The sequence below is a fragment of the Stenotrophomonas sp. RIT309 genome, assembly GCF_000632045.1.
In the GTDB taxonomy this organism is placed as follows: domain Bacteria; phylum Pseudomonadota; class Gammaproteobacteria; order Xanthomonadales; family Xanthomonadaceae; genus Stenotrophomonas; species Stenotrophomonas indicatrix.
Window position 1 is genome coordinate 152,742 of the sequence record NZ_JFYS01000023.1, and the last position, 22,736, is coordinate 175,477.

The window sequence follows — 22,736 nt, forward strand, 5'->3', positions numbered from 1 at the left end:
GCCCGCACTGGTAGCGCCGGGCCATGCCCGGCGGAGAGCCTCAACCGCCTTCCGGCTTCCGGCAGGCCGGGTTGCCCATCGCATTGTGGTAATCGCGGTCGAAGCAGCGCAGGAAGGCATCGAGCACATCGAGATTCGGCGGCCAAGGGGCATCCACCTGCTGCCCGCCTTTGGTAGTGAAGTGGAAACGACCGCTCTTGATGTTCTCCGCCATCGTGGGTGGCGTCGGTATCGCGACCAGCGCGGCACGTGCCTTTTCCAGTCCGCTGCGATCACGCCGCAGGAACGCGATCGTGCCGTCCACGTAGGCGTTCCAGTAGCCGGGGTCGGTGTCCTTCGGCTTGTAGGTGCGCTGCATCAGCGCAATCGCCTGCGCGGTTTGCCCAAGCTCCGCGCGCAGCTGCCCTTCGTGCCAGACGAGGGTGGTGTTGCCCGTCGCCTTGGGCAATGCCGCATAGGCGGCCAGCAGGTCCGCGGCTTCCTGGGTGCAGCCGCGATCGGCCAGCGGGCGCCAGCCCCCGTCCATGTCCTGGTCGAACATGCCCGGTTCCATCGCCAGCATCGCCGCGCGGTCGTAGCTGCAGTCAGGGGCCTGCGGTGGTTCGGCGCTCGCGCCCATGGCCACGGCCAGTGCGAGGAAAAGTGACGTCATCACAACCTCCGTGTCGGTGATGTTGGGATACCTTAGCGCACTACGAGGGAGGTTGCCGGCCAGCGGCCGGCACTACCGATCTTCAGTCGCCCAGCAGGGCGGTGTTGCGCACGGCGCCCTTGTCGGCGCTGGTGGCCAGCAGGGCATAGGCCTTCAGCGCGCTGGTGACCTTGCGTGGGCGCGGTGCGCGCGGCTTCCAGCCCCGTGCATCGGCGTCGGCGCGGCGCTGGACCAGCGTCGCCTCCTCCACCAGCAGGTCGATGCGCCGCGCCGGGATGTCGATGCGGATGCGGTCACCATCCTCCACCAGTCCGATCACACCGCCGCTGGCCGCTTCCGGCGAAACGTGGCCGATCGACAGGCCCGAGGTGCCACCGGAGAATCGGCCGTCGGTCAGTAGTGCGCACTGCTTGCCCAGGCCTTTCGACTTCAGGTAGCTGGTCGGGTACAGCATCTCCTGCATGCCCGGGCCGCCCTTCGGGCCTTCGTAGCGGATCACCACCACGTCGCCGGGCTTCACTTCATCGGCAAGAATGCCGGCCACGGCGGCGTCCTGGCTTTCGAACACGCGCGCATTGCCTTCGAACACGTGGATCGATTCGTCCACGCCTGCCGTCTTCACCACGCAGCCGTCGACGGCAAGGTTGCCGCGCAGCACGGCCAGCCCGCCTTCCTGCGAATAGGCATGTTCCAGCGCACGGATGCAGCCTTCGGCGCGATCCTGGTCCAGCGACGGCCAGCGCGTGGCCTGGCTGAAGGCCTCCTGGGTGGGAATGCCGGCGGGACCCGCCTTGAAGAAGGTGTGCAGGGTGTCGTTGTCGCTGCGCATCACGTCCCAGCGATCCAGTGCTTCACCGAGCGTGGCGCTGTGCACGGTCGGCACCGAGGTATCCAGCAGGCCGGCGCGATCCAGTTCACCGAGGATGCCGAACACACCACCGGCGCGGTGCACGTCCTCGATGTGGTACTTCGGCGTGTTCGGTGCCACCTTGCACAGCTGCGGCACGCGCCGCGACAGTGCATCGATGTGGGTCAGGTCGAAGTCGACCTCGCCTTCCTGCGCGGCGGCCAGCAGGTGCAGGATGGTATTGGTCGAGCCGCCCATGGCGATGTCCAGGGTCATGGCGTTGGCGAACGCGGCCTGGGTGGCGATGCCGCGCGGCAGCGCACGCGGGTCTTCGCCGCCATACCAGCGGTGGCAGAGTTCGACGATCAAGCGGCCGGCGCGACGGAACAACGCTTCACGGTCGGCATGCGTGGCCAGGGTGGTGCCGTTGCCCGGCAGCGACAGGCCCAGTGCTTCGGTCAGGCAGTTCATCGAGTTGGCGGTGAACATGCCCGAGCAAGAGCCACAGGTGGGGCAGGCGCTGCGCTCGTAGTCGGCGACCTTCTCGTCCGAAGCGCTGTCATCGGCAGCGACGACCATCGCGTCGACCAGGTCCAGCTTGTGCTCGGACAGCTTGGTCTTGCCGGCTTCCATTGGTCCGCCGGAGACGAACACCACCGGGATGTCCAGGCGCAGCGCCGCCATCAGCATGCCGGGGGTGATCTTGTCGCAGTTGCTGATGCACACCAGCGCATCGGCGCAGTGGGCATTGACCATGTATTCGACGGCGTCGGCGATGATCTCGCGGCTGGGCAGCGAGTACAGCATGCCGTCGTGGCCCATGGCGATGCCGTCGTCCACGGCGATGGTGTTGAATTCCTTGGCGACGCCGCCGACCTGTTCGATCTCGCGCGCGACCAGCTGGCCAAGGTCCTTCAGGTGCACGTGGCCGGGCACGAACTGGGTGAAGGAGTTGGCGATGGCGATGATCGGCTTGTGGAAGTCGCCATCCTTCATGCCGGTGGCACGCCACAGGGCGCGGGCACCGGCCATGTTGCGGCCGGCGGTGGAGGTGCGGGAGCGGTATTCGGGCATGGCTGGCGGAACGGGCGGGCCGTACGACGTGGGGGTCGGTTGATCATGGCGGAGTTTTTCGGTTGCTGCTGCAACCACCGGAGGTGGTCCGGCAGGGCTGCGCCCTGCACCTGGCGAATCAACGTCAACGTCAAAATCAAAAGCGGGCTATCCGCGGGATGGCGGGGTGGGTCCGGTGGCGGGGGACGCCGTAAATACGTCCATGTAGGCTCGGTCGCGCCTTGCTCGTGTGCGCTGTCCTGCGCACACGGCAAGACCGGGGTTGGGCGTCCTGCCCAACCCGCTCGAGGCATGCCTCGGGCCCATGGCGCTCACGCCCCCGCCACCGGACCCACCCCGCCTCCGACAGGTGGCCGTGGGCCAGTAGATCCACGCCATGCGTGGATGGATCGAGGGAGAGGACGACGAAAATGAAATTCCGTTCATCTTTCCTACTTTGCCGATTCCGGTTGTTGGCCCGGATTTGGCATGATGGGGCATTGTTCCGACTTGAAGGCATGAGGCCATGAAACGTTCCCGCACCACCGCGCTGCTGCTGATGAGCGCTGCGCCGCTGCTGTTCACTGCCTGCCAGAAGGAAGAGCAGGTGCAGGTGCAGGAAGGCCTGTATACCTCGGTGGAGGCCTGCACCACGGCTACCGCTGATCCTTCGGCGTGCCGCAATGCGTTTGCCGAGGCGCAGAAGAAGTCTGCCGACGCAGCGCCGAAGTACGCGACCAAGGAAGCCTGCGAACAGGATTACAAGCCTGAGCAGTGCGTGCAGCAGCACACCTCGGCCGGCACCTCGTTCATCGGTCCGATGATGATGGGCTTTTTCATGTCGCAGATGCTGAGCAACCGCGGTGGCCTGGCCCCGCAGGCGCCGGCTTCGGCACCGGCCTACCAGGACAAGAGCGCCGGTTGGGCGCGTCCTGCCCCGGGCGGCAGCGGCGGCCTGAACACCGCCAGCGGCATCGGCGCGGGCAAGGCCGGGCTGGCCCCGGTCAGCAGCGAACCGAACCGTGCGGTGACCGCCAGCCGCAGCGGCTTCGGCAGCACCAGTGCGCGCCGCAGCGGCAGCAGCGTCGGCGGCTGATCGACCCATGCAACGTATCCGTATTGCCGAGCGCGCCCAGTGGCGGGCGCGCGCGGAGGAAGCCGGTTTCCGCTTCCACACCATCGACGGCCAGCCGTACTGGGATGAAAGCGCGTATTACGCGTTCACCCTGCGCCAGATCGAGCAGGACATCGAAGACCCCAGCGCCGAACTGCACCAGATGGCGATGGACCTGGTCGGCGATGTCATCGCCAGCGAGCGCCTGATGGACCAGCTGGCGATCCCCGCGCATTACCGCGACTGGATCGCCGACAGCTGGCGCCAGCGCCAGCCGCACCTGTACGGGCGCCTGGACCTGGCCTACGACGGCACCGGCCCGGCCAAGCTGTACGAACTGAACTACGACACGCCGACCTCGCTGTTCGAAGCCAGCTTCTTCCAGTGGCAGTGGCTGGAGGACCAGCGCAACGCCGGCCGCCTGCCGCAGCACGCCGACCAGTTCAACGCGATCCATGAAGCCCTGGTCGAACGCTTCGGTGAACTGGCCACGCAGCTGCCGCCGCCGCTGTATTTCAGTGCGGTGGGCAGCTCGGACGAAGACCGCGGTACGGTCGAGTATCTGCGCGACTGCGCTTCGCAGACGGGCCTGCACGGGCAGGCGATCGCCATCGAGGACATCGGCCTGTCCGAAGACGGGCGCTTCACCGCGCTGGACGATACGGTCATCGGCACGCTGTTCAAGCTGTACCCGCTGGAAGACCTGATGGCCGAGGAATTCGGTCGCGCGCTGCCGGGCTCGGGCGTGCAGCTGCTGGAACCGGCATGGAAGGCGGTGCTGAGCAACAAGGGCATCCTGCCGCTGCTGTGGCAGCGCAATGTCGGCCATCCGAACCTGCTGGAAGCACACTTCGATGACGGCAGCGCGCTGGCCTCGGGCTGGGTGCGCAAGCCGCTGTTCTCGCGCGAAGGTGCCAACATCGAGATGCACCTGGCCGACGGCAGCACGCAGCGCAGCGACGGTCCGTACGACGGTCCGGCGATCCTCCAGCGTGCGCATCCGCTCACCCGCTTCGAAGGCGGTTACCCGCTGATCGGCAGCTGGGTGATCGGCGACCACGCCTGCGGCATCGGCATCCGCGAGGACGACAGCGCGATCACCCGCGACAGTGCGCGCTTCGTGCCGCACGCGATCATCGACGAAGCGCCGACGCGGATCTACGTCTGATGGCGGTGCAACGCCCGCCCGGTCGGCGCGGGCGTCCTGCTCCCGTGCCGGGCCGTCATTTCGACGATGGTCGCGGCCTGAATGCGTTCGCCGATCGCATCGCGGTGCGCTGCCACCGCTGCGACACGCCGGGCTGGGTGCTGGCGAGCTGGCAGCCCTACCGTTGGACGGTGCGTTTCCGCTGCACCGGCTGCAGCGTTGCGCTGGACAGTGGCGACTGGGTGGGCGCGGTGTGCATGCAGGGGCGTCGGCCGTGCGGGTACTGCGGGCACCAATGGCTGTACGTGCATCGCCGGATCGCGTCGGGCGTTCGTTCGCCGGCCACCTTTCCCGCACGATGTGGGCAATGTGGGCGCAGCAGCGATGTCGACGTGTCGGCCACCCCGCTGCGCGATGCCGAGCCGGCTGATCCGCACTTCGGCCTGCCGCTGCATCTGGTCGAGCCGACCCGCGCAGGTCTGCTTTGGGCCTACAACGCCGAGCATCTGCAGGCGCTTCATGAGTACGCTGTCGCGACACTGCGTGAAACCAAAGGGCACCATCGCTCGATGTTCTCGCGGCTGCCGCAGTGGATGAAACTGGCGCGGCATCGCGTGCTGCTGCAGCGCGCGGTGGAGCGGTTGCAGAAGCGCTTGCTGCAGGGGTAGTGCCGGCCGCTGGCCGGCAACCGCTGTGGGTAGAGGCCGACCTTGGTCGGCGCCGTTGATGGTGTGCCAACCAAGGTTGGCATCTACCAAGGCGGAGCGTCGGTAGCGCCGGGCCATGCCCGGCGGTTGTGGTGATCCGCCGGCCAGCGGCCGGCACTACCGGTTACAGCAGCCCTTCGCGCTTCACCGCCAGATAGCGCTCCACCAGCGCGGCGGGCAGGGCATCGGCCGTGACGTCCAGCACCATCACCCGTTCGGCACGCAGCGCGTCATGCGCCTGCGCGCGCTGTTGCAGGTACAGCGCGGCGGCACCGGCCTGCGCGGCATCTTCCACCGTGTGCACCTCACCTTCCAACGCAGCATCCAGCTCGCGCTCGCGCAGGCTGGCTACGCACACCAGATGACGGCGCTGCAGCAGGCGCACCGCCGCAAGCAGGTCTTCGATGTCCTCGTCGCGCACGTTGCTGACCAGCATCACCAGCGCGCGCCGGGGCTGGCGCAGTGAGACTTCGGTGGCGGCAGCCAGGTAATCGGTGGCCACGGCCTGCGGCTGCAGGTCGTAGCTGGCGCGCAACAGATGCTGCACCGTGTCCATGCCGCGTTGCGGCGCCACCCAGCGACGCTCGCCGCCTACCGCGAACAGGCCGGCAGCATCGCCCTGGCGCAATGCCAGGTAGGCCACCACCAGCGAGGCGTTCAAGGCATGGTCGAAATGCGAGAGTCCGCCTTCACTGGCCAGCATGCGCCGGCCGCTGTCGAGCATCAGCAGCAGCTGCTGGTTCTTCTCGTCCTGGTACTCGCGCGAGATCAGCTTGCGCGCGCGGGCGGTGGCCTTCCAGTCGAGCTGGCGCAGGCTGTCGCCGATGCGGTACTCGCGCATCTGGTGGAAGTCGGTGCCTTCGCCACGGCGGCGCTTCACATGTGCACCGACCAGTCGCGAGGCCTGGTCGGCACTGAACAGCGCAAATCGGGTGAGTGGCACGAAGTTGGGATAGACCCGCACCTCCAGCGCCGGTGGCAGCGTGCGTTGCTGCCACCACAACCGCCATGGCGAGCGGATGCGCAGCTGCACGCCTTCGAAGGCAAAGCGGCCGCGCTGCTGCGGCTGCACGTGGTAATGCAGCGAACTGGCATGGCCCGCCCGCAACTGCACGCGTTGCGGCAGTGATTCCAGTGGCCAACCGCCTGGCACCAGATCGAATACCTGTACCTGCATGGCCTGCCCGGACTGCAGGCGCAGGCCGATCTCGCGGCGCACGCCCAGTGCCAGGGCTTCGGGCACGTCGCGCTCGACGCTGGGCGATGGTCGTCGCCGCTGCCGCCACAGATCAACCAGTGCCACCACCGCAACCAGTGCGCCGGCCAGCGCCCAGCTCCAGCGTGGCAGCAGCCCGGCCAGTACCACGCCGCCCAGCGCAGCCCATGCCAACAACAACGCCAGCAGCAGCGGCGCAGGCCTCATCGGCGCGGCGCTTCCACCTTGGCCAGCAGCGCACCCAGCACGTCGTCGGCACCCTGGCCTTCGATCTGCAGCTCCGGTGCCAATGCAATGCGGTGGCGCAGGGCGGGTCGGGCGATGTCCCGCACATCGTCGGGGGTGACGAAGTCACGACCGGCCAGCACCGCCTGCGCGCGCGAGGCACGCACCAGGGCAATGCTGCCGCGCGGGCCGGCACCGACGGCGATGCCCGGCCACTGTCGGGTGGCGGCGACGATGCGCACCGCGTAGTCGATCACTTCGTCATCCACGGTGATTGCCGCGGTGGCCTGCTGCAACGCCAACAGTTCGCCGGCACCGAGCACGCGCGGCACCTGGCTCAGGTCGAAATCACTGGCGGCACGGCCGCTGGTGATCGCCGCGACCATGCGCTTCTCGTCCTCCAGCTGCGGATAGTCGATCAGCACCTTCAGCAGGAAACGGTCCAGCTGCGCTTCCGGCAGCGGATAGGTGCCTTCCTGTTCCAGCGGGTTCTGCGTGGCCAGCGCCATGAACGGCGGTGCCAGGGTGAAGGCCTTGCCTTCGATGGTGACCTGGCCTTCCTGCATCACTTCAAGCAGCGCGGACTGGGTCTTGGCCGGGGCCCGGTTGATCTCGTCGGCCAGCAGCAGGTTGGTGAACACCGGGCCGCGACGGATCTTGAAGCTCTCGCTCTTCGGGTCGTACACCGCATGGCCGCTGACGTCGCTGGGCATCAGGTCGGGGGTGAACTGCACGCGGCCATAGTCCAGTTCCAGTGCCTGCGCCAGCGCACGCACCAGCAGGGTCTTGCCGAGGCCGGGCACGCCTTCGATCAGCACGTGGCCACCGGCCAGCAGGGCGACCAGGATCTGGTCGAGCACATCGGCCTGGCCAATGAAGGCGTGGCCGACGGCCTGGCGGATGGCGTCGACGCGTTCGATCAGGCGGGCGGTGGCGGCCGCCGGAAGTTCAGGGGCATCGGTCATAGCAGGGATCTCATCTGGAGCAGCAAGCGGATGCGCTCGCGCAGGGCGGAGGAATCATGCGGCGAAGGCGGAGTGAGGGCACTGGCGACTCGACTGACGGGCCATTGCAACACCGCGGCGATGGCCTGGTCGCGCGCAGCACCGTCGAGTGCCGCAGCGACGGGCGCGCGCAGGCGCAGGCGGTGCAGGAACAGCGCCTGCACGGCCAGGTACAGGCGCGTGCCATGGCCGAAGCGCAGCAGCAGTTCGCCACTGGCGCGGACGTGTTCCAGCAACGAACGGCGTTCGACCACGGGCGCGGGCAGGGCACTGCCGAAGCGTTGCGCGCGTGACCACAGCCAGCCGAGGATCGCCAGCAGCAGCGGCACCCACAGCGGCCAGCCCTGGTAGAAGATGCGCGCGCCCAGCGAGGGCGGGCGGCTGCCGAACACCAGCCACATCGTGCCGCGCCCATAGTTGGGATCGAGCAAGTAGCGCGTCAGGTCGCGGTGCGAGAGGTCATGCAGGCCATCGCGGGCAACGGCATCGGCGTCGACCGTGCGGCGGCGTGTTGATGCGGACGGGCCTTCACCGCGCATGACGTCCATGTCCGCCAGCACGTCGATGCGGCCCTTGCCATGCGGCAGGCGCGCGAACACCAGTCCTTCCTGGCCACCCCAGCGGCGCTCGGCCGTGGCGTTGGCCTGGAAGCCCAGGCTGAAGCGCCGGCCGCCGCAGAACTCGACGTGGCTGGGATCATCGACTACGTGAAAGGGTTGGCAGTCGCTGCCATGGAACAGGCTGTCCACGCCGATCCTGTCCAGCAGGGGGCCCTGCGTGCTGCTGGCATCGTCCTCGGCCGGTGGCTGCGTGCGCAGCAGCAGATGGCCACCCGTGCCGACCCAGTCCAGCAGGGCCTGCGCAGTGCGCGGCGGCATGTCGGCGGTATCCTGCAGCAATACCACCGTATCGGTGGCGGCCAGTGGCATCTGTGCCAGGTCCAGCCGCTGCCGGGACTGCACCTCGATGCCGTCGGCGCGCAGCGCCTGGCCCAGCACATACAGCGGGTTGTAGCTGGCTTCGCCCTGCGGCGGCAGCACGACGGTCTCGGCCACCTTTTCATGCGTGCGCAGGAACAGGATGGTCAGCGGCACCCCGAGCAGGACCAGCGCACCAAGCAGCAACGACCAGAACAGGCGCGGGCTCATGCCTGCCACCCGTACTGCTGGCGCAGCGTGCTGGCCAACGCGTCGAAATCGCTGCGGGTGGGCAGGCGCCCGCCGTAGGCGGCGTACTGCCACATGCGCACGATGCGCGCGAACAGTTCACGGTCGGTGCTGTCGGACATGCGCCGCGAGGCACGCAGGCACTGTGCTTCGGTGGCACCGGGCGGCAACGCGATGCCGGTGCGCTCCACCAGCGTGCGCACGCTGGCGCGATACAGCAGCGCCAGCGCCTGCCGTGGCCGTCCCTGGTCCCACAGCAACCCGGCCTGGGTCGCCACATCCGGCGGCAGCACCACCGGCATTTCCACCTGCTCTTCGGTGATCTGCGGTGCCTGCTTTTCCTTGCGGCGGCCGGAACCGCGCAACCACGGCAGCCACAGCCGCGCGGTCAACAGCAGCACCAGCAGCAGGACCCCCAGCAGCCCCCACAGGCCCCATTCGGCGAGCCGGGCCAGCCACAACTGGCCGCTCTTGCGCGACGTACGGTCCGCGTTGCTGGTGCTGTCCTTCTGCAGCTCTTTCTTGTCTTTCTGCTTCTCGGCGGCGTCTTCGATCGGCTTCCATCGGCTGACCTGCCGCGTCGGCCGCTGCAACGGATCTTCGTAGGCGCGGTTCACGGCCTGGCGGAAGCCAGCGGTATCCACCGGCGTGTCGCCGAAGATCAGCGCCGGTGTATTGGCCGGATCATTTTCCGCAGTGGCCGCTTCCTCGGCTTCTTCAGCGTCTTCCGCTTCTGCGTCTTCATCGGCGTTGGCCGTGGTGGTCTGCGCGGCGTCCGGCGTGTCGGCGTCCTGTGCGTGCACGGGCGCCAACGGCAGCGCTAGGCACAACAGCAGCACCAACGAAGAGGCGGCCGGCAGCAGGCGTTCGCGCAGGCGGCGCAGGGCGATTTCCACGTCCCAGGCTTCCATCTGCGTGCGTCGGTTCAAGTACAGGCCGAAGCCGGCGCCCACGTAGAACGGCCCGATCAGCGCCGCCGCCAGCCAGCACAACAGGTTGAGGCCAAGCTTGGCCCACGCAGGCGCCTCTACGCTGACCATCGCCCACGCTGCGCGCCAGGATTCGGGCAGCAGTTCCAGCGGGATGAAGATGAAGATAGTGGCGATCGCGCCCACCACCAGCACCAGCTCGAATGCCAGGCAGATCACCGCCAGTACCAGCGCAGGGCCCGCAGCGCCGGCGGCGACTGCACGCCTGCGTGGGCCACGCTGGGCGGGCGCATTGCCCTCCAGCAGATTGACCGGCAGGCACAGGCTGCGCAGGCCGCTGAAACGGCGCCAGCCCAGATAGCCCCAGAAGCCGCTGCCGCCCCACTGCCGCTGTGCGCGCAGCGCATCGCGCGGGCCGACCCGTTCGCCGAAGATGCCGCGCGAGAGCACGTACAGCGGTGCGCGTTCGAACAACGGTTTGCACCACCACATCGCCAGCCACGCCCAGCCGAAGGCATCCAGCCACCAGGCCAGTGCATTGAACAGCACGAACAACGGCGCACTGGCCAGCAGCCAGCTGCCCCACACACCGCGTGCGTGGCGGCGGGCCAGCGCGCTACCCAACTCCATCGCTTCCCAGCTGCTGCGCGCGCGCAGCACCACGTCCAGATGGTCAATCCGCATGGCCACCTCCGCGTCCACCGCGCCACAGCCACAGCAGCACGCCGGCCCACAGCACACCGGCCACGCTGAACTTCACTGCGGCCGGAATGTCGGCGATGGAAGACCAGAACGCTTCCACGAACGCGGCCAGCAGCAGCATGAAGGCCACGCCCAGGCACAGCCGCGCGCCGATGCGCCCGCCTTCGACCAGCGCATCCAGGCGGCGCCGCCGCCCGGGAGCCAGCAGTTTCATGCCCAGCTGCAGGCCGGCGCCGCCGGCAATCACGATCGCGGTCAGCTCGAATGCACCGTGGCCGGCCACAAAGCGCCAGAACGGGCCGCCATGGCCGATGTGCTGCAGGTGGCCGGCGACCGCGCCGATGGTGATGCCATTGAAGAGCAGCACCAGCAGCGTGCCCAACCCCGCCAGCAGGCCGCTGGCGAAGGTGCGCAGGGCGATGCTGATGTTGTTCATGATGTAGTAGCCGAACATCATCCAGTCGGTGCCGCTGTCGCGGCCTAGGCGCTCGGCGGATGGATCGTACATGCGCTCCATCTCGGCGATCTGGCCGTTGTCCATCAGCAGGTGGATGCTGTCCGGGTACACCTGCACCAGCACGAAGCAGGCCAGCGCCGGCACTGCGAACATCGCCAGCGCTGCCCACATGCTGCGCGCCTGGCTGCGCACCAGCAGCGGAAAATCAGCAACCAGGAATTCCAGCGCGCGCCGCCAGCGGGTCGGCGGCGTGCGGTACAGCACGCCATGGCCGTGCTGCATCAACTGCTGCAGGCGTTGCACCAGCTGCGGGCTGTAGCCGCGTTCGCGGGCCAGCGCCAGCTGCTGGCACAGCCGTCGGTAACGCTGCGGGAAGCTGACATCGCCGGCTTCTTCCGCGCCCGGCCTGCGCCGACGCCGACGCGAGGCACCGGCGCGATGCTGCAGCCACTGCTCCAGGTCATGCCATTCCTGTTGATGGCGGGCGACGAACTGCTCCTGCTTCATCGTCGTCCCAGCAACCAGTTGGCCATTGCATACAGGCGCAGCACGCCGACCTGGCCGGACGCGCTGGTCAACGGCTCGGCGATGCCGGCCAGTTCCTGCTGGCGTGCGGGTGACAGGCGTGGCGCGCGCTCGGCGAAGGCCATCACCGCCGCCTGTTCCTCCGGCCGCAGCGGTTGCGGCGGCGCCAGCGCGCTGTCGATGGTGGCCGGCGGCGGCAGGTAATGCGGCGGTGCATGTACCACCATCGTGCCGGCAACCAGATCGCCCAGGCGGCGGCCATGCGGATCGAACAGGCTGCTGATCAGGCCCAGTGCGTAGCCGAAAGGCAGCATGTCCACGGTGCGCAGCAGGTTGCGGGTGATCGAGGCCATCCAGCCCACCGGCGCGCCATCCTGCGCGAGCACCCGCAGCCCCAGCACGCGCTTGCCGAGGGTACGGCCCCACAGCGCTTCGCAGACGATGGGGTAGGCCCACATCAGCAGGAACATCAGCGCCATGTACAGGCCGCGGCCGAACTCATCGAGCAGGGCCAGCGGAATGGACAGCGCGGTGAGCGCGCCGAAGCGGACGGCCAGGTCGATCAGCCAGGCCAGCGCACGCGGCATCGGGCCGGCCGCAGGCAACTGCAGCGGCACGCCTTCCGGCGTTACCACCTCGCGGTAGGTATCGAGCATCGGCGCGGCCATCAGCGCGATGGCCGCCGAAGTGGGCGCTGGAGTCCTCTCCGGCGTGCAGCCACGGGCATGGGGGTCTCGACGGTTCCTGGTCGGGCCCAGACTTTAGCAGAGCCCGGCCATCGGCGAGGCGGCCTCAGCCCAGGTATTCTTCCTTCAGCCGCACGTAGTGGTCGGCCGAATAGTGCAACGACTCGATCTCCTTGTCGCTGAGCGTGCGCGCCGGACGGGCAGGATTGCCCACCCACAGTTCGCCTTCGCCCACCACCTTGCCCGGGCCGACCACTGCACCGGCACCGACGAAGCCATGGCGCTCGACCCGGGCACCGTCGAGGATGCACGCGCCCATGCCGATCAGGCTGTAATCGCCGATGCTGCAGGCGTGGATGATGCAGCCATGGCCGACGGTGACGCCTTCGCCGATCAGAGTCGGGTAGCCGGCCTTGTTGTACGGGCTGTGGTGGCTGACGTGGATGATGGTGCCGTCCTGCACGTTGGTGCGTGCACCGATGCGCACGAAATTGACGTCGCCACGGATGACCGTGCCCGGCCAGATCGATACGTCATCGGCCAGTTCGACATCGCCGATGATCGTGCAGGCCGGATCGACATACACGCGCTGGCCGAGCACCGGCATCTTGTCGCGGAAGGGGCGCAGCGGGGTCATCGGCATCTCCGGAAGAGCAGGGCAATCGCGATGATGATACCGCGTGCAGCACGCAGCCCTGCCGGTAGTGCCGGCCGCTGGCCGGCAACTGCAGAGGTTCTGCCGAAGGTGTATCGGGTTGCCGGCCAGCGGCCGGCACTACCCCTTAGTGCTGCGCGTGTTCGGCCAGCATCTGCCGGAACAGGGCATCCAGCCATGGACCATCGCCATGCCCGGCGGGCAGCTGCGGACCCTCGGCGCGTGTGGCCATTTCCTGGTCGATGTAGTCGCTGATGGCGATGATGCGGGGACCGGCCGTCACTTCGGCGCTGGCACGCTTAACCACCAGCAGCGCTTCGATCGCCCCGCGTACCGGGCCATCCGGCAGCAAACGCTCCAGCAGATGCTCGAATGCCATGGGCGGCGGGCTGGACTCGCTTTCGATCCACTGGCAGGCCAGCAGCGCGCGCAGCACGTACAGATACTTCTTGGTGCTGATGGCCCCGCCGCCGAGATGTCGGCTGTACGTGGTGCGCGCCATGCTCATGTAGTGCCACCAGCTGCCCAGCGGCGAGTAGAAGCGCTGGGCAGCCTCCCAGAGCTGCGCCACGGCGGCATCGTTCTGCTGGTAGATGATCGGCGAACGCAGCCATTCGATCAGCGTCGGGTTCGACTTGGATACCAGCCGCAGTGCCTTGCGCAAATCCCAGCCGCTTACATCCAGCTCGTCGTCGATCGGCAGTTCGATCACATCGCGCTGCGCCTCGCCCAGCCCGGTGCTCTCGTTGACACTCAGGTACCAGGGCTGGCGGTGCACGTAGATGAAGCGTGCATCGTAGTCGCTGTCCGGCGACGAGAAACCCCAGCCGCGGCTGCCCGATTCGCAGGCCAGCAGCACGCGCACGTCGTGCGTGCGTTCGATGTCGGTCAGGGTGGCCAGGATGGCGGCGCGCTTGTCCGCCGCGATCGGATGGATGCCGTCCATGCAAGGAAGCTCCTGCTGTTGTTGCGTCGAGCCGATCGACTCTACAGGCAGCAGGCGGATACGTGTAGCGCCAGGCCATGCCCGGCGCACGCGATCATCGGGGCTATGCCACGCGTCCGCGCCGTGCGCGCTCCAGGTGCACCAGCAGCAGCGAGATCGCCGCCGGGGTCATGCCCGGAATGCGCTGGGCCTGGCCGATGGTCTGCGGACGCACGCGCTCGAGCTTCTGCAGCGCTTCGGCCGACAGCCCGCGCACGATGGCGTAGTCGAAATCGCCGGCAATCGGCATTGCTTCATGGCGCTGCTGGCGCTCGATCTCCTCGCGCTGGCGATCCAGGTAACCGGCGTACTTCACCCCGATTTCCACCTGTTCGGCCACCTTGCCATCGGCCACGGCCGGGCCGAGCGAGGGCACCCGCATCAGCTGCGCGTAATCCAGTTCCGGGCGCTTGATCAGGTCCAGCACGTTGGTTTCGCGGCTGACCGCCACGCCCAGCGTTTCCTGCACTTCGCGGCCCAGCGCATTGGCCGGCGTGGCCCACAGCGCGCCCAGGCGCGTGCGCTCGGCGGCCACGGCAGCCTGCTTGGTTTCGAAGGCACGCCAGCGACGATCATCGACCAGTCCCATGTCGCGGCCGGCCGGGGTCAGGCGCTGGTCGGCGTTGTCTTCGCGCAGCTGCAGGCGGTACTCGGCGCGGCTGGTGAACATGCGGTACGGCTCGTTGGTGCCGTGGGTGATCAGGTCATCCACCAGCACGCCGAGGTAGGCTTCGTCGCGACGCGGGCACCAGCCCTCGAGGCCACGCACCTGGCGAGCGGCGTTGAGGCCGGCCAGCAGGCCCTGTGCGGCAGCTTCTTCATAACCGGTGGTGCCGTTGATCTGGCCGGCGAAGAACAGGCCGTTGACCAGCTTGGTTTCCAGCGAAGCCTTCAGCCCGCGTGGATCGAAGAAGTCGTACTCGATGGCATAGCCGGGGCGGGTGATGTGCGCGTTCTGGAAACCACGGATGCTGCGCACCATCTCCAGCTGCACGTCGAACGGCAGCGAGGTGGAAATGCCGTTGGGATAGATCTCGACGATGCCCAGGCCTTCGGGCTCGACGAAGATCTGGTGGCTGGCCTTCTCGGCAAAGCGCACCACCTTGTCCTCGATGGAGGGGCAGTAGCGCGGGCCGATGCCTTCGATCTGGCCGCTGTACAGCGGCGAACGGTGCAGGGCGTCGCGGATGATCTGGTGGGTCTGCTCGCTGGTGTGGGTGATCCAGCAGCTGACCTGCTGCGGATGCTCATCCACCGAGCCGAGGAAGGACATCACCGGGCGCGGCGTGTCGCCGGGCTGCTCGTCCATCACGCTGTAGTCCAGCGAACGGCCGTCGATGCGCGGTGGCGTGCCGGTCTTCAGGCGGTCCACCTGGAACGGCCGCTCGCGCAGGCGTGCAGCCAGCGTGGTGGCGGGCGGATCGCCCATGCGGCCGGCTGCGTACTGGGTCGGGCCGACGTGGATCTTGCCGGCCAGGAAGGTGCCGGCGGTCAGCACCACGGCCTCGGCATCGAAACGCAGGCCGGTCTGGGTGATGACCCCGCGCACGTGGTCGCCCTCGATGACCAGGTCATCCACCGCCGCCTGGAACACGGTCAGGTTGGCCTGGCCCTCGACGATGGCGCGGATCGCCATGCGGTACAGGTTGCGGTCGGCCTGGCAGCGGGTGGCGCGCACGGCCGGGCCCTTGGAGGCGTTGAGGGTGCGCCACTGGATGCCGGCGCGGTCGGCGGCATGCGCCATCGCACCGCCGAGGGCGTCGATTTCCTTGACCAGATGGCCCTTGCCGATACCACCGATGGCCGGGTTGCAGCTCATCGCTCCCACCGTTTCGATGTTGTGGGTCAGCAACAGGGTGCGCACGCCGGTACGGGCCGCAGCCAGCGCGGCCTCGGTGCCGGCGTGGCCACCGCCGATGACGATGACGTCGTAACGATGGAAGGAATCGATCATGGGGGCTGTTCAGCAAGGGGCAGGCGCAGCCGGAGACGGCGCCGGGGTGGCGATTTTAGCGCCAATCGGGGCAGGGACGTTGGCGCCGGCCGGCCGGCGTCGAAATCAACCCTAAAGTTGGCAGGATTTTTGCAGATAACCCAATAGCACCCACCGTGGCTGGCGCCGCAGGCGCTGGTGACCGGAATTGGAACAGGGGCCGGTACAGGCGCACGGTGGGGAAGCAGAGGGGCCGGCAGTCGGGGGACTGTCCGGCCCTGTTTTTTGGGGCGGCTGGGAACGCGGCATCCACGCATGGCGTGGATCTACTGCCCGCGCGCCCTGGTGTCCCAAACAACAAACGGCCCCGCAGTGCGGGGCCGTTCGTCTTTAAAGGTGCCGACATCCGACAGGGCCGGAACAGGGGGGATCCAGATGTTCCTGTCGGATATCGACGTAGAGCTGTTTGGGACGGGCCCTTAACGCTTTTGTCACTTTGTGACGCTGGCCGTCACCACCTGCGTAGATTGAGGCTTGGACCGTGTGAAATGCAAGATGGAACAAGCGTCAACTGTGCGCTATCTCTCACGATCCATGGCACGCCAGGGGGAACTGTTCATCCTCGGCGCACGCGGAGCCGGAGCCGGACGCGCCTGCGGCGGCGGCGAGGGGCGCTCGACCCGCTGTGCAGGCTGCGGCGGTCGACGCATCGAATCCATGTTGCGCCAGGGCGAGCCGCCATTGTTCTGGCGCGGCGGCGGTGGCGGGCGGTTTTCGCCGCCGTTGCCGGGACGCGGTGGCGGGCGGTGGTTGTGGTGCGGCGGGCGGTAGATCGGCCGCTGGTAATACGGGCCACCATAGCCGTAATAGCCACCGCCGCCGTAATACGGATAGCCGTAGTCGGCCGGGTAGCCATAGGGGTAGCGGTACTCCACCGACGGCGCACCGTGGTAGTAGCCACCGCCGCGGCCACCGACATAGTCATAGGTGGTGCAACCGGTCAGGGCCAGCAGCAGGCCACCGGCAAGCATCAGGCGCGTTTTCATGATGGGTCCCCCCAGAGGACGGGTATGCAGGCAGCTTCAGCCGCCGGCGTTGAATCAGCCCTTAATTCCGCCGGCCAGGATGAATGGCGGTGTAGGCATGCATGCTGGCATGACCGATGGCGCCCTCGCCAGCGCGGGGCCATACGTTAATCTTGCGTCATGAGCGATTCACTGTTGCCCCGCGCTGATGACGTCCTCGCCGCCGCCGCGCGGATCGCGCCCCATGCCAGCGTGACCCCGGTGCTGCGCTCGCGCACGCTGGATGCGTTGGCCGGTGCGCAACTGGCGTTCAAGGCCGAGCACCTGCAGCGCGGCGGCGCGTTCAAGTTCCGCGGTGCGTGCAATGCGGTGTGGTCGCTGGATGCCGATCACGCCGGTGCCGGTGTGGTGACCCATTCCTCCGGCAATCACGGTGCCGCTTTGGCGCTGGCTGCCCGCACACGGGGCATTCCCTGCCATGTGGTGGTGCCGGAAGGGGCCGTGGCCGCCAAGCTGGCCAATATCGCCCGGCATGGCGCCACCCTCTGGCGCTGCCCGGCCACCATTGCCGACCGCGAGGCCACCTGCGCCAAGGTGCAGGCCGATACCGGCGCCACTCTGGTCCATCCGTACACCAACCCCGCGGTGATCGCCGGGCAGGGCACGGCCGCGCTGGAGCTGCTGCACAGCGAGGGGCCGTTCGACGTGCTGGTGGTGCCGGTGGGCGGTGGTGGCCTGGCCAGTGGCACTGCGTTGGCCCTGCAGCACGCCAGCCCGGGCACGCGGCTGGTGCTGGCCGAGCCGGCCGGTGCCGACGACACCGCCCGTTCGCTGGCGACCGGCAAGCGCCAGGAGGCATTTACCCCGGACACGATCTGCGACGGACTGCGCACGCTGATCGGCGCACCCAACTTCGCGCTGCTGCAGGCGGCGGGCGCCGAGGTCATCGTGGTTGACGATGCCGCCACCGTGGCGGCGATGCGCCTGCTGTGGGACGTGCTCAAGCAGGTGGTCGAGCCGTCCTCGGCGATCGTGCTGGCAGCGGTGCTTGCGCAGCCTGCGCGCTTCGCCGGCCTGCGCGTTGGACTGGTGCTGTCCGGCGGCAATGTCGATCTGCCTGCCCTGCGTTGGGGAGCGCCATGAGCCGCGGCCGCCATCGCGAACGTACCGGCCTGCTCGGTTGGGTGTGGCGGTTGTTCGTACTGCTGGTGATCTGGCTGCTGGGCGTGACCGCCTGGATCGTCTGGGTCGGCGAGCGCGACCAGGCGGCCAAGGCGGACGCGATCATCGTGCTGGGTGCGGCGGCCTACGATGCCAAGCCCTCGCCGGTGTTTGAAGAGCGCATCCGCCACGGCCTGGATCTGTACGACGCCGGCTACGCGCCACTGCTGATCTTTACCGGAGGCTACGGCGGCACCGGTGCGCGCTTCTCGGAATCGCAGGTGGCCCGGCGCTATGCGCTCAAGCACGGCATTCCCGATGAGGCGATCCTCATCGAGACCGCCTCGCGCAATACCGTGCAGAACCTGGTCGAGGCCAAGCGGCTGATGGACCAGCGCAAGCTGCATTCGGTGATCATCGTCAGCGACCCGCTGCACATGGCGCGCGCGCTGCGCCTGAGCAAGGCGCTGGGCATCCAGGCGTTGGCCTCGTCCACGCCCAGCACGCGCTTCCGCAGCTTCCATACCAGCTGGCGTTTCCTGGTGCAGGAGATCTACTTCTTCCACCGCGACCTGGTACGGCCGCCGTTGAGTTCACCGGCCAATACCTGAGCGGCTGCCGCTGCGCTCGCCGGGCATGGCCCGGCGCTACCCATAACGCGCGCCTGGCCGGGACCTGCTTTTGGTAGTTGCCGACCTTGGTCGGCACGGGAAGCACAGCGCCGACCAAGGTCGGCATCTACCAGTGCGGATCGCGTGCCGACATCAGGTCTGCTTGCGCCGGATCGGGATCGCCGACACCGGCACGGAAGCAATGTCATGCCCACCTTCGCGGATCGGCGCGCCCGGATCCGGCGCCCAGGCATGGGCGTAGATTACTTCCCAGCTGCTGGGCAGCTTGCCATCGGCACGGCGCATCGGTTCGTACGCCGCCGCTGCCGCCGCGAACCGCCCCCGGCCGGTCAACGTATGGCGGCGATCGACCCGTGCGTTGGTCGCGCCCATCGCGCGCAGCTCGCGCATCAACGAGGGCAGGTCGTCGTAGGTCAGGGTGAACAGGTCGCGGTCCAGAACTGGATCACGGAAGCCGGCCATCATCAGCGCATCGCCGAACTGGGCGATCTGCGCGAAGCGGCTCACGTGCGGGCGGTCGTCGGCGGCGGCGAAGGCCTCGTTGAGCTCGACCAGCGTTTCCGGCCCGAACGTCGAACACACCAGCAACCCACCGGGCTTGAGCACACGGCGGAAACCGGCGAACACCGCCGGCAGGTCGTCCACCCACTGCAGGCACAGGTTGCTGAAGATCACATCGACGCTGTTGTCGGCCAACGGCAGCGCCGTGGCATCGGCGGCCAGGCGCTGGAACGGCTTCCACCAGCCGGCCTGGCGCTTGGCCTGGTCGAGCATCGGCAGTGCCACGTCCAGCGCGATCACCTGCGCCTTCGGCCAGCGCTTCTTCATCAGCGCACTGGCATGGCCGGTGCCGGCACCGATATCCAGCACCACCTCCGGCTTGCGTGCCTCCAGGTAGTCCAGCGATTCCAGCAGCCGCGACTGCACCTCGCGCTGCAGGGCGGCGGCAGCGTCGTAGCTGGTGGCGGCGCGGGCGAAGGCGCGGCGGACATGGCGGGCATCGAAGTGGGACGGCATTGCAGAAGTCTCTTAGAACGTACCGGGGTAGGCGCCGCCGTCGATCAGCAGGTTCTGCCCGGTGAGGTAACCGGCCTGTGCACTGCACAGGAAGGCGCAGGCGGCGCCGAATTCATCCGGCGTGCCGAAACGGCCGGCGGGAATCTGCTGGCGGCGGCGTTCGGCCACCGCCTGCACGTCCCCGTCCTGGCCGGCGGCGTGGGCGAAGTTGGCGCGCAGGCGGTCGGTATCGAACTGGCCGGGCAGCAGATTGTTGATCGTGACGTTGTGGACGACGGTGCGCCGCGCCAGCCCGGCGACGAAGCCGGTCAGGCCGCTGCGCGCGCCGTTGGACAGCGCCAGCGCGTCGATGGGTGCCTTCACCGATGACGAGGTGATGTTGACGATGCGGCCGAAGCCGCGCTCGATCATCGCGTCCACGGTGGCGCGGATCAGCGCGATCGGCGCCAGCATGTTGGCGTCCAGCGCGGCGATCCAGTCGTCGCGCTCGAACGTGCGGAAGTCGCCCGGCGGCGGGCCGCCGGCGTTGGTCACCAGGATGTCGACCTGCGGGCAGGCGGCCAGCGCCTGGGCGCGGCCCGCCTCGGTGGTGACGTCGGCGGCGATCGCCCGCACTCCAGCGGCACCGGGCAGCGTACGCAGTTCTTCAGCCGCGGCCTGCAGCGCAGCGTCACCGCGGGCGACGATGACCACGTTCACGCCTTCGCGCACCAATGCGCGCGCGCAGCCAAGGCCAAGCCCCTTGCTGGCGCCGCAGACCAGTGCCCAGCGGCCGGAAATGCCCAGATCCATGCGTCAGTCCTGCACAAGCTTAGGAAGGCTCATTGTCCGCCATCGGCCGGTGACAGGCCGGCAATGAAGTGTTGCAGGGCGGCTGCAACGTCATCGGCGTGGCCGAGGAAGGGGGCGTGGCCGCCATGACCCACGGTCAACGACTGCCCCCCGGGCGCCAGCGCGGCAGCGGCCTGCATCGCCGCCGGCGAGACCAGACGGTCACGCTGGCCGGCAATCCACAGGCTGGGCTTGCCCAGTGCGGGCAGGGCACCGCGCAGGTCGGTGTTCTCCAGCAGCTGCAGGCCCTCGTGCAGTGCGCGTTCGGTGGGCGCTCCGCGTTCGACCAGGCGCTGCCGCAGCGTGCGCAGTTCCTCGCGGGCATGCGCCGAACCCATCACGTCCAGTGCCAGGAAACGTTCCAGGGTGCCACTGAAGTCCTGCGCGAGGTCACGACCGAACTGCTCGAATACCGATGGCTCCGCCGCATGCGGCCAGTCATCGCCGCGCACGAAGCGCGGCGTGGCGGCGATCATCGCCAGACCGCGCACCTTCGGCAGCGTGGCCGCCGCGTGCAGCGCGAACAGACCGCCCAGTGACCAACCGCACCACACCGCTGGCGGCGTGGCCGCGGCAATGGCATTGACCACGAACGGCAGGCGCAGCGGGGTGCTGTCATCGCGGCTGTGGCCATGGCCGGGCAGGTCGACCAGATGCAGCGTGAATCGATCGGCCAGGCGCTGCACCAGCGGCGCAAACACGCCGCCCTGCAGGGCCCAGCCGTGGATCAGTACCAGGTCCGGCCCATGGCCGGTCACTTCAATATGCATGGGGAACTACACGATCACTCAGGCCAGCGCCGGTAACGACGGCGGCAGCACTTCGCGCGCGGCAAAGGCCACGCGGTCGCGTGCAACGGCGATGGCTTCGACCAGGCCGCGTACCTGCTCGGTGGTGTGCAGCGCGGACAAGGTGACGCGCAGGCGCGCCTTGCCTTCCGGCACGGTCGGTGGGCGGATCGCGCCGACCAGCCAGCCGGCCTGCTCCAGCGCCTGCGACATCGCCATGGCAGTGTGGTCGTCGCCACACAACAGCGGCTGGATCGGCGTTTCCGATGCCATCAGATCCAGCCCATGACGTCGCGCTTCGCTGCGGAACAGGGCAATCAGATCGGCCAGCTTCGCCCGCCGCCAATGATCGCGGCGGGCCAGGCGCACCGCTTCCAGTGCGGATGCCGCCAGCGCCGGCGCCATGGCGGTGGTGTAGATGTAGGGGCGTGCGGTTTCGGCCAGGTGCTCGATCAGGTCTTCGCGGCCGAGCACCAGCGCGCCGGAACCGCCGAGCGCCTTGCCCAGGGTGACCAGCTGCAGCGGCACATCGTCCACGCCCAGGCCGGCGGTGGCGACCGCGCCACGACCATCGCCGAGCACGCCCACGCCATGCGCATCGTCCACGTAGAACAGCGCCTGCTGCAGGCGCGCGACCAGCGACAGCGCACGCAGCGGCGCGATATCGCCATCCATGCTGAAGACACCGTCGGTAGCCAGCATCGCTGCGCCATCGGGCGCATGCTTGAGTTGGCGCATCGCACCTTCCGCGTCCAGGTGCGGGTAGCGGCGCAGGCGCGCGCCGGCCAGCCGCGTAGCATCGAGCAGACTGGCGTGGTTGAGCTTGTCCTGCACGCAGACATCGTTCTCTTCGCCCAGCAGCGCCTGCTGCACGGCCAGGTTGGCGGTGAAGCCACTGCCGAACAGCAAGGCACGCGGGTAACCGAGCCACTCGGCCACTTCGCGTTCCAATGCGTCGTGCAGCGCGTGGTGGCCGCAGACCAGATGCGAGGCACCGGCACCGGCGCCTTCGCGCGCAGCGGCATCCTGCAGTGCGTTGACCACGCTGAACTGCTGGGCCAGGCCCAGGTAATCGTTGCTGCAGAAGCCTGTCAGCCAGCGCCCATCGACTTCCAGGCGCACGCCATCGCGACGGGTGACCGTGCGCCGCGGGCGGCGACGGCCTTGTGCATCGCGCAACGCGCGCTGGGCTTGGAGGCGGGCGGTCAGGTCGGGGCGTGCCATGGCGGCTGGATGCGGCGACGGGGCGGCTAGGGTAGCGCGTTGCCGCGACGCCTGC

21 protein-coding genes are annotated in these 22,736 nt (G+C 68.4%); 5 read left to right on the forward strand and 16 right to left on the reverse strand.

Going from position 1 to position 22,736, the window contains the following annotated elements; translation table 11 throughout:
• Window positions 1–40 precede the first annotated feature (40 nt).
• Window positions 41–652, reverse strand: coding sequence for a hypothetical protein (locus tag BW38_RS07080; RefSeq protein WP_032976851.1), 612 nt, complete (start codon window positions 650–652; stop codon window positions 41–43).
• Between the two features lie 82 nt (window positions 653–734).
• Window positions 735–2,573, reverse strand: coding sequence for a dihydroxy-acid dehydratase (ilvD, locus tag BW38_RS07075; protein WP_025877530.1), 1,839 nt, complete (start codon window positions 2,571–2,573; stop codon window positions 735–737).
• 505 nt (window positions 2,574–3,078) lie between these two features.
• Between ilvD and BW38_RS07070 the strand changes: the two genes are divergently transcribed.
• From BW38_RS07070 to BW38_RS07060, 3 genes are read left to right on the forward strand one after another with little or no spacing between them, the layout of a single operon-like run.
• Window positions 3,079–3,648, forward strand: coding sequence for a DUF1190 domain-containing protein (locus BW38_RS07070; RefSeq protein WP_032976852.1), 570 nt, complete (start codon window positions 3,079–3,081; stop codon window positions 3,646–3,648).
• 7 nt (window positions 3,649–3,655) lie between these two features.
• Window positions 3,656–4,834: a glutathionylspermidine synthase family protein gene (locus BW38_RS07065; RefSeq protein WP_025877526.1), complete on the forward strand. Its 1,179-nt coding sequence runs from the start codon at window positions 3,656–3,658 to the stop codon at window positions 4,832–4,834.
• Window positions 4,834–5,481 carry a hypothetical protein gene (locus BW38_RS07060; protein ID WP_025877524.1) on the forward strand — a complete coding sequence of 216 codons (648 nt, stop codon included), beginning with the start codon at window positions 4,834–4,836 and terminating at the stop codon, window positions 5,479–5,481. Before BW38_RS07065 ends, BW38_RS07060 begins: the two co-directional genes overlap by 1 nt.
• 163 nt (window positions 5,482–5,644) lie before the next feature.
• Here the strand turns inward: BW38_RS07060 and BW38_RS07055 are convergent, their stop codons facing one another.
• From BW38_RS07055 to BW38_RS07010, 10 genes are all read right to left on the reverse strand, one after another.
• Complete coding sequence (locus BW38_RS07055) at window positions 5,645–6,943, reverse strand: DUF58 domain-containing protein (RefSeq protein WP_025877522.1); 1,299 nt, start codon at window positions 6,941–6,943, stop codon at window positions 5,645–5,647.
• Entirely contained in the window at window positions 6,940–7,926 is a 987-nt protein-coding gene (locus BW38_RS07050; RefSeq protein ID WP_025877520.1) for a MoxR family ATPase, read from the reverse strand. Before BW38_RS07050 ends, BW38_RS07055 begins: the two co-directional genes overlap by 4 nt.
• Window positions 7,923–9,113, reverse strand: a complete 1,191-nt coding sequence (locus tag BW38_RS07045; RefSeq protein WP_032976853.1) for a DUF4350 domain-containing protein — start codon at window positions 9,111–9,113, stop codon at window positions 7,923–7,925. Before BW38_RS07045 ends, BW38_RS07050 begins: the two co-directional genes overlap by 4 nt.
• On the reverse strand, window positions 9,110–10,744 hold the full coding sequence (locus tag BW38_RS07040) for a DUF4129 domain-containing protein (protein WP_032976939.1): 1,635 nt from the start codon (window positions 10,742–10,744) through the stop codon (window positions 9,110–9,112). Before BW38_RS07040 ends, BW38_RS07045 begins: the two co-directional genes overlap by 4 nt.
• On the reverse strand, window positions 10,734–11,726 hold the full coding sequence (locus BW38_RS07035; protein ID WP_032976855.1) for a stage II sporulation protein M: 993 nt from the start codon (window positions 11,724–11,726) through the stop codon (window positions 10,734–10,736). The genes BW38_RS07040 and BW38_RS07035 overlap by 11 nt, the downstream gene beginning before the upstream one ends.
• Window positions 11,723–12,412, reverse strand: a complete 690-nt coding sequence (locus tag BW38_RS07030; RefSeq protein WP_032976856.1) for an RDD family protein — start codon at window positions 12,410–12,412, stop codon at window positions 11,723–11,725. Before BW38_RS07030 ends, BW38_RS07035 begins: the two co-directional genes overlap by 4 nt.
• Window positions 12,413–12,536: 124 nt before the next feature.
• Complete coding sequence (locus BW38_RS07025; RefSeq protein ID WP_032976857.1) at window positions 12,537–13,067, reverse strand: gamma carbonic anhydrase family protein; 531 nt, start codon at window positions 13,065–13,067, stop codon at window positions 12,537–12,539.
• A gap of 145 nt (window positions 13,068–13,212) precedes the next feature.
• The gene (locus tag BW38_RS07020) at window positions 13,213–14,031 is read right to left on the reverse strand and encodes a nucleotidyltransferase domain-containing protein (RefSeq protein WP_032976858.1); all 819 of its coding nucleotides are present in this window, start codon (window positions 14,029–14,031) and stop codon (window positions 13,213–13,215) included.
• A gap of 103 nt (window positions 14,032–14,134) precedes the next feature.
• Window positions 14,135–16,024 (reverse strand): tRNA uridine-5-carboxymethylaminomethyl(34) synthesis enzyme MnmG, encoded by a 1,890-nt coding sequence (mnmG, locus tag BW38_RS07015; RefSeq protein WP_032976860.1) that lies wholly within the window; start codon window positions 16,022–16,024, stop codon window positions 14,135–14,137.
• Window positions 16,025–16,581: 557 nt separating this feature from the next.
• Window positions 16,582–17,049 (reverse strand): hypothetical protein, encoded by a 468-nt coding sequence (locus tag BW38_RS07010; protein ID WP_032952020.1) that lies wholly within the window; start codon window positions 17,047–17,049, stop codon window positions 16,582–16,584.
• A gap of 159 nt (window positions 17,050–17,208) precedes the next feature.
• On the opposite strand from BW38_RS07010, the gene BW38_RS07005 reads away from it, so the two are divergent.
• Together BW38_RS07005 and BW38_RS07000 are read left to right on the forward strand one after the other, a co-directional pair.
• Window positions 17,209–18,171 (forward strand): pyridoxal-phosphate dependent enzyme, encoded by a 963-nt coding sequence (locus BW38_RS07005; protein WP_025877505.1) that lies wholly within the window; start codon window positions 17,209–17,211, stop codon window positions 18,169–18,171.
• Window positions 18,168–18,800, forward strand: coding sequence for a YdcF family protein (locus BW38_RS07000; RefSeq protein WP_025877503.1), 633 nt, complete (start codon window positions 18,168–18,170; stop codon window positions 18,798–18,800). Before BW38_RS07005 ends, BW38_RS07000 begins: the two co-directional genes overlap by 4 nt.
• A gap of 153 nt (window positions 18,801–18,953) precedes the next feature.
• Here BW38_RS07000 and bioC read toward each other — a convergent pair whose 3' ends face one another.
• The 4 genes from bioC to bioF are packed head-to-tail and all read right to left on the reverse strand — an operon-like array spanning window position 18,954 to window position 22,681.
• Window positions 18,954–19,838 carry a malonyl-ACP O-methyltransferase BioC gene (bioC, locus tag BW38_RS06995; protein WP_025877501.1) on the reverse strand — a complete coding sequence of 295 codons (885 nt, stop codon included), beginning with the start codon at window positions 19,836–19,838 and terminating at the stop codon, window positions 18,954–18,956.
• A gap of 12 nt (window positions 19,839–19,850) precedes the next feature.
• Entirely contained in the window at window positions 19,851–20,630 is a 780-nt protein-coding gene (locus BW38_RS06990) for an SDR family oxidoreductase (protein ID WP_032976861.1), read from the reverse strand.
• Window positions 20,631–20,659: 29 nt separating this feature from the next.
• Window positions 20,660–21,439 carry a pimeloyl-ACP methyl ester esterase BioH gene (bioH, locus tag BW38_RS06985; RefSeq protein WP_032976862.1) on the reverse strand — a complete coding sequence of 260 codons (780 nt, stop codon included), beginning with the start codon at window positions 21,437–21,439 and terminating at the stop codon, window positions 20,660–20,662.
• A gap of 18 nt (window positions 21,440–21,457) precedes the next feature.
• The gene (gene bioF, locus BW38_RS06980; RefSeq protein WP_032976863.1) at window positions 21,458–22,681 is read right to left on the reverse strand and encodes an 8-amino-7-oxononanoate synthase; all 1,224 of its coding nucleotides are present in this window, start codon (window positions 22,679–22,681) and stop codon (window positions 21,458–21,460) included.
• Window positions 22,682–22,736: the final 55 nt, after the last annotated feature.

Bases quoted from the DNA above. Each gene is read 5' to 3' on its own strand.
- BW38_RS07060 (WP_025877524.1), top strand. From the start codon at position 4,834: ATGGCGGTGCAACGCCCGCCCGGTCGGCGCGGGCGTCCTGCTCCCGTG.
- BW38_RS07010 (WP_032952020.1), bottom strand. From the start codon at position 17,049: ATGAAAACGCGCCTGATGCTTGCCGGTGGCCTGCTGCTGGCCCTGACC.
- BW38_RS07045 (WP_032976853.1), bottom strand. From the start codon at position 9,113: ATGAGCCCGCGCCTGTTCTGGTCGTTGCTGCTTGGTGCGCTGGTCCTG.
- BW38_RS07020 (WP_032976858.1), bottom strand. From the start codon at position 14,031: ATGGACGGCATCCATCCGATCGCGGCGGACAAGCGCGCCGCCATCCTG.
- BW38_RS07005 (WP_025877505.1), top strand. From the start codon at position 17,209: ATGAGCGATTCACTGTTGCCCCGCGCTGATGACGTCCTCGCCGCCGCC.
- ilvD (WP_025877530.1), bottom strand. From the start codon at position 2,573: ATGCCCGAATACCGCTCCCGCACCTCCACCGCCGGCCGCAACATGGCC.
- mnmG (WP_032976860.1), bottom strand. From the start codon at position 16,024: ATGATCGATTCCTTCCATCGTTACGACGTCATCGTCATCGGCGGTGGC.
- BW38_RS06990 (WP_032976861.1), bottom strand. From the start codon at position 20,630: ATGGATCTGGGCATTTCCGGCCGCTGGGCACTGGTCTGCGGCGCCAGC.
- BW38_RS07050 (WP_025877520.1), bottom strand. From the start codon at position 7,926: ATGACCGATGCCCCTGAACTTCCGGCGGCCGCCACCGCCCGCCTGATC.
- BW38_RS07080 (WP_032976851.1), bottom strand. From the start codon at position 652: ATGACGTCACTTTTCCTCGCACTGGCCGTGGCCATGGGCGCGAGCGCC.
- BW38_RS07000 (WP_025877503.1), top strand. From the start codon at position 18,168: ATGAGCCGCGGCCGCCATCGCGAACGTACCGGCCTGCTCGGTTGGGTG.
- bioF (WP_032976863.1), bottom strand. From the start codon at position 22,681: ATGGCACGCCCCGACCTGACCGCCCGCCTCCAAGCCCAGCGCGCGTTG.
- BW38_RS07040 (WP_032976939.1), bottom strand. From the start codon at position 10,744: ATGCGGATTGACCATCTGGACGTGGTGCTGCGCGCGCGCAGCAGCTGG.
- bioH (WP_032976862.1), bottom strand. From the start codon at position 21,439: ATGCATATTGAAGTGACCGGCCATGGGCCGGACCTGGTACTGATCCAC.
- BW38_RS07055 (WP_025877522.1), bottom strand. From the start codon at position 6,943: ATGAGGCCTGCGCCGCTGCTGCTGGCGTTGTTGTTGGCATGGGCTGCG.
- bioC (WP_025877501.1), bottom strand. From the start codon at position 19,838: ATGCCGTCCCACTTCGATGCCCGCCATGTCCGCCGCGCCTTCGCCCGC.
- BW38_RS07025 (WP_032976857.1), bottom strand. From the start codon at position 13,067: ATGACCCCGCTGCGCCCCTTCCGCGACAAGATGCCGGTGCTCGGCCAG.
- BW38_RS07030 (WP_032976856.1), bottom strand. From the start codon at position 12,412: ATGGCCGCGCCGATGCTCGATACCTACCGCGAGGTGGTAACGCCGGAA.
- BW38_RS07065 (WP_025877526.1), top strand. From the start codon at position 3,656: ATGCAACGTATCCGTATTGCCGAGCGCGCCCAGTGGCGGGCGCGCGCG.
- BW38_RS07035 (WP_032976855.1), bottom strand. From the start codon at position 11,726: ATGAAGCAGGAGCAGTTCGTCGCCCGCCATCAACAGGAATGGCATGAC.
- BW38_RS07070 (WP_032976852.1), top strand. From the start codon at position 3,079: ATGAAACGTTCCCGCACCACCGCGCTGCTGCTGATGAGCGCTGCGCCG.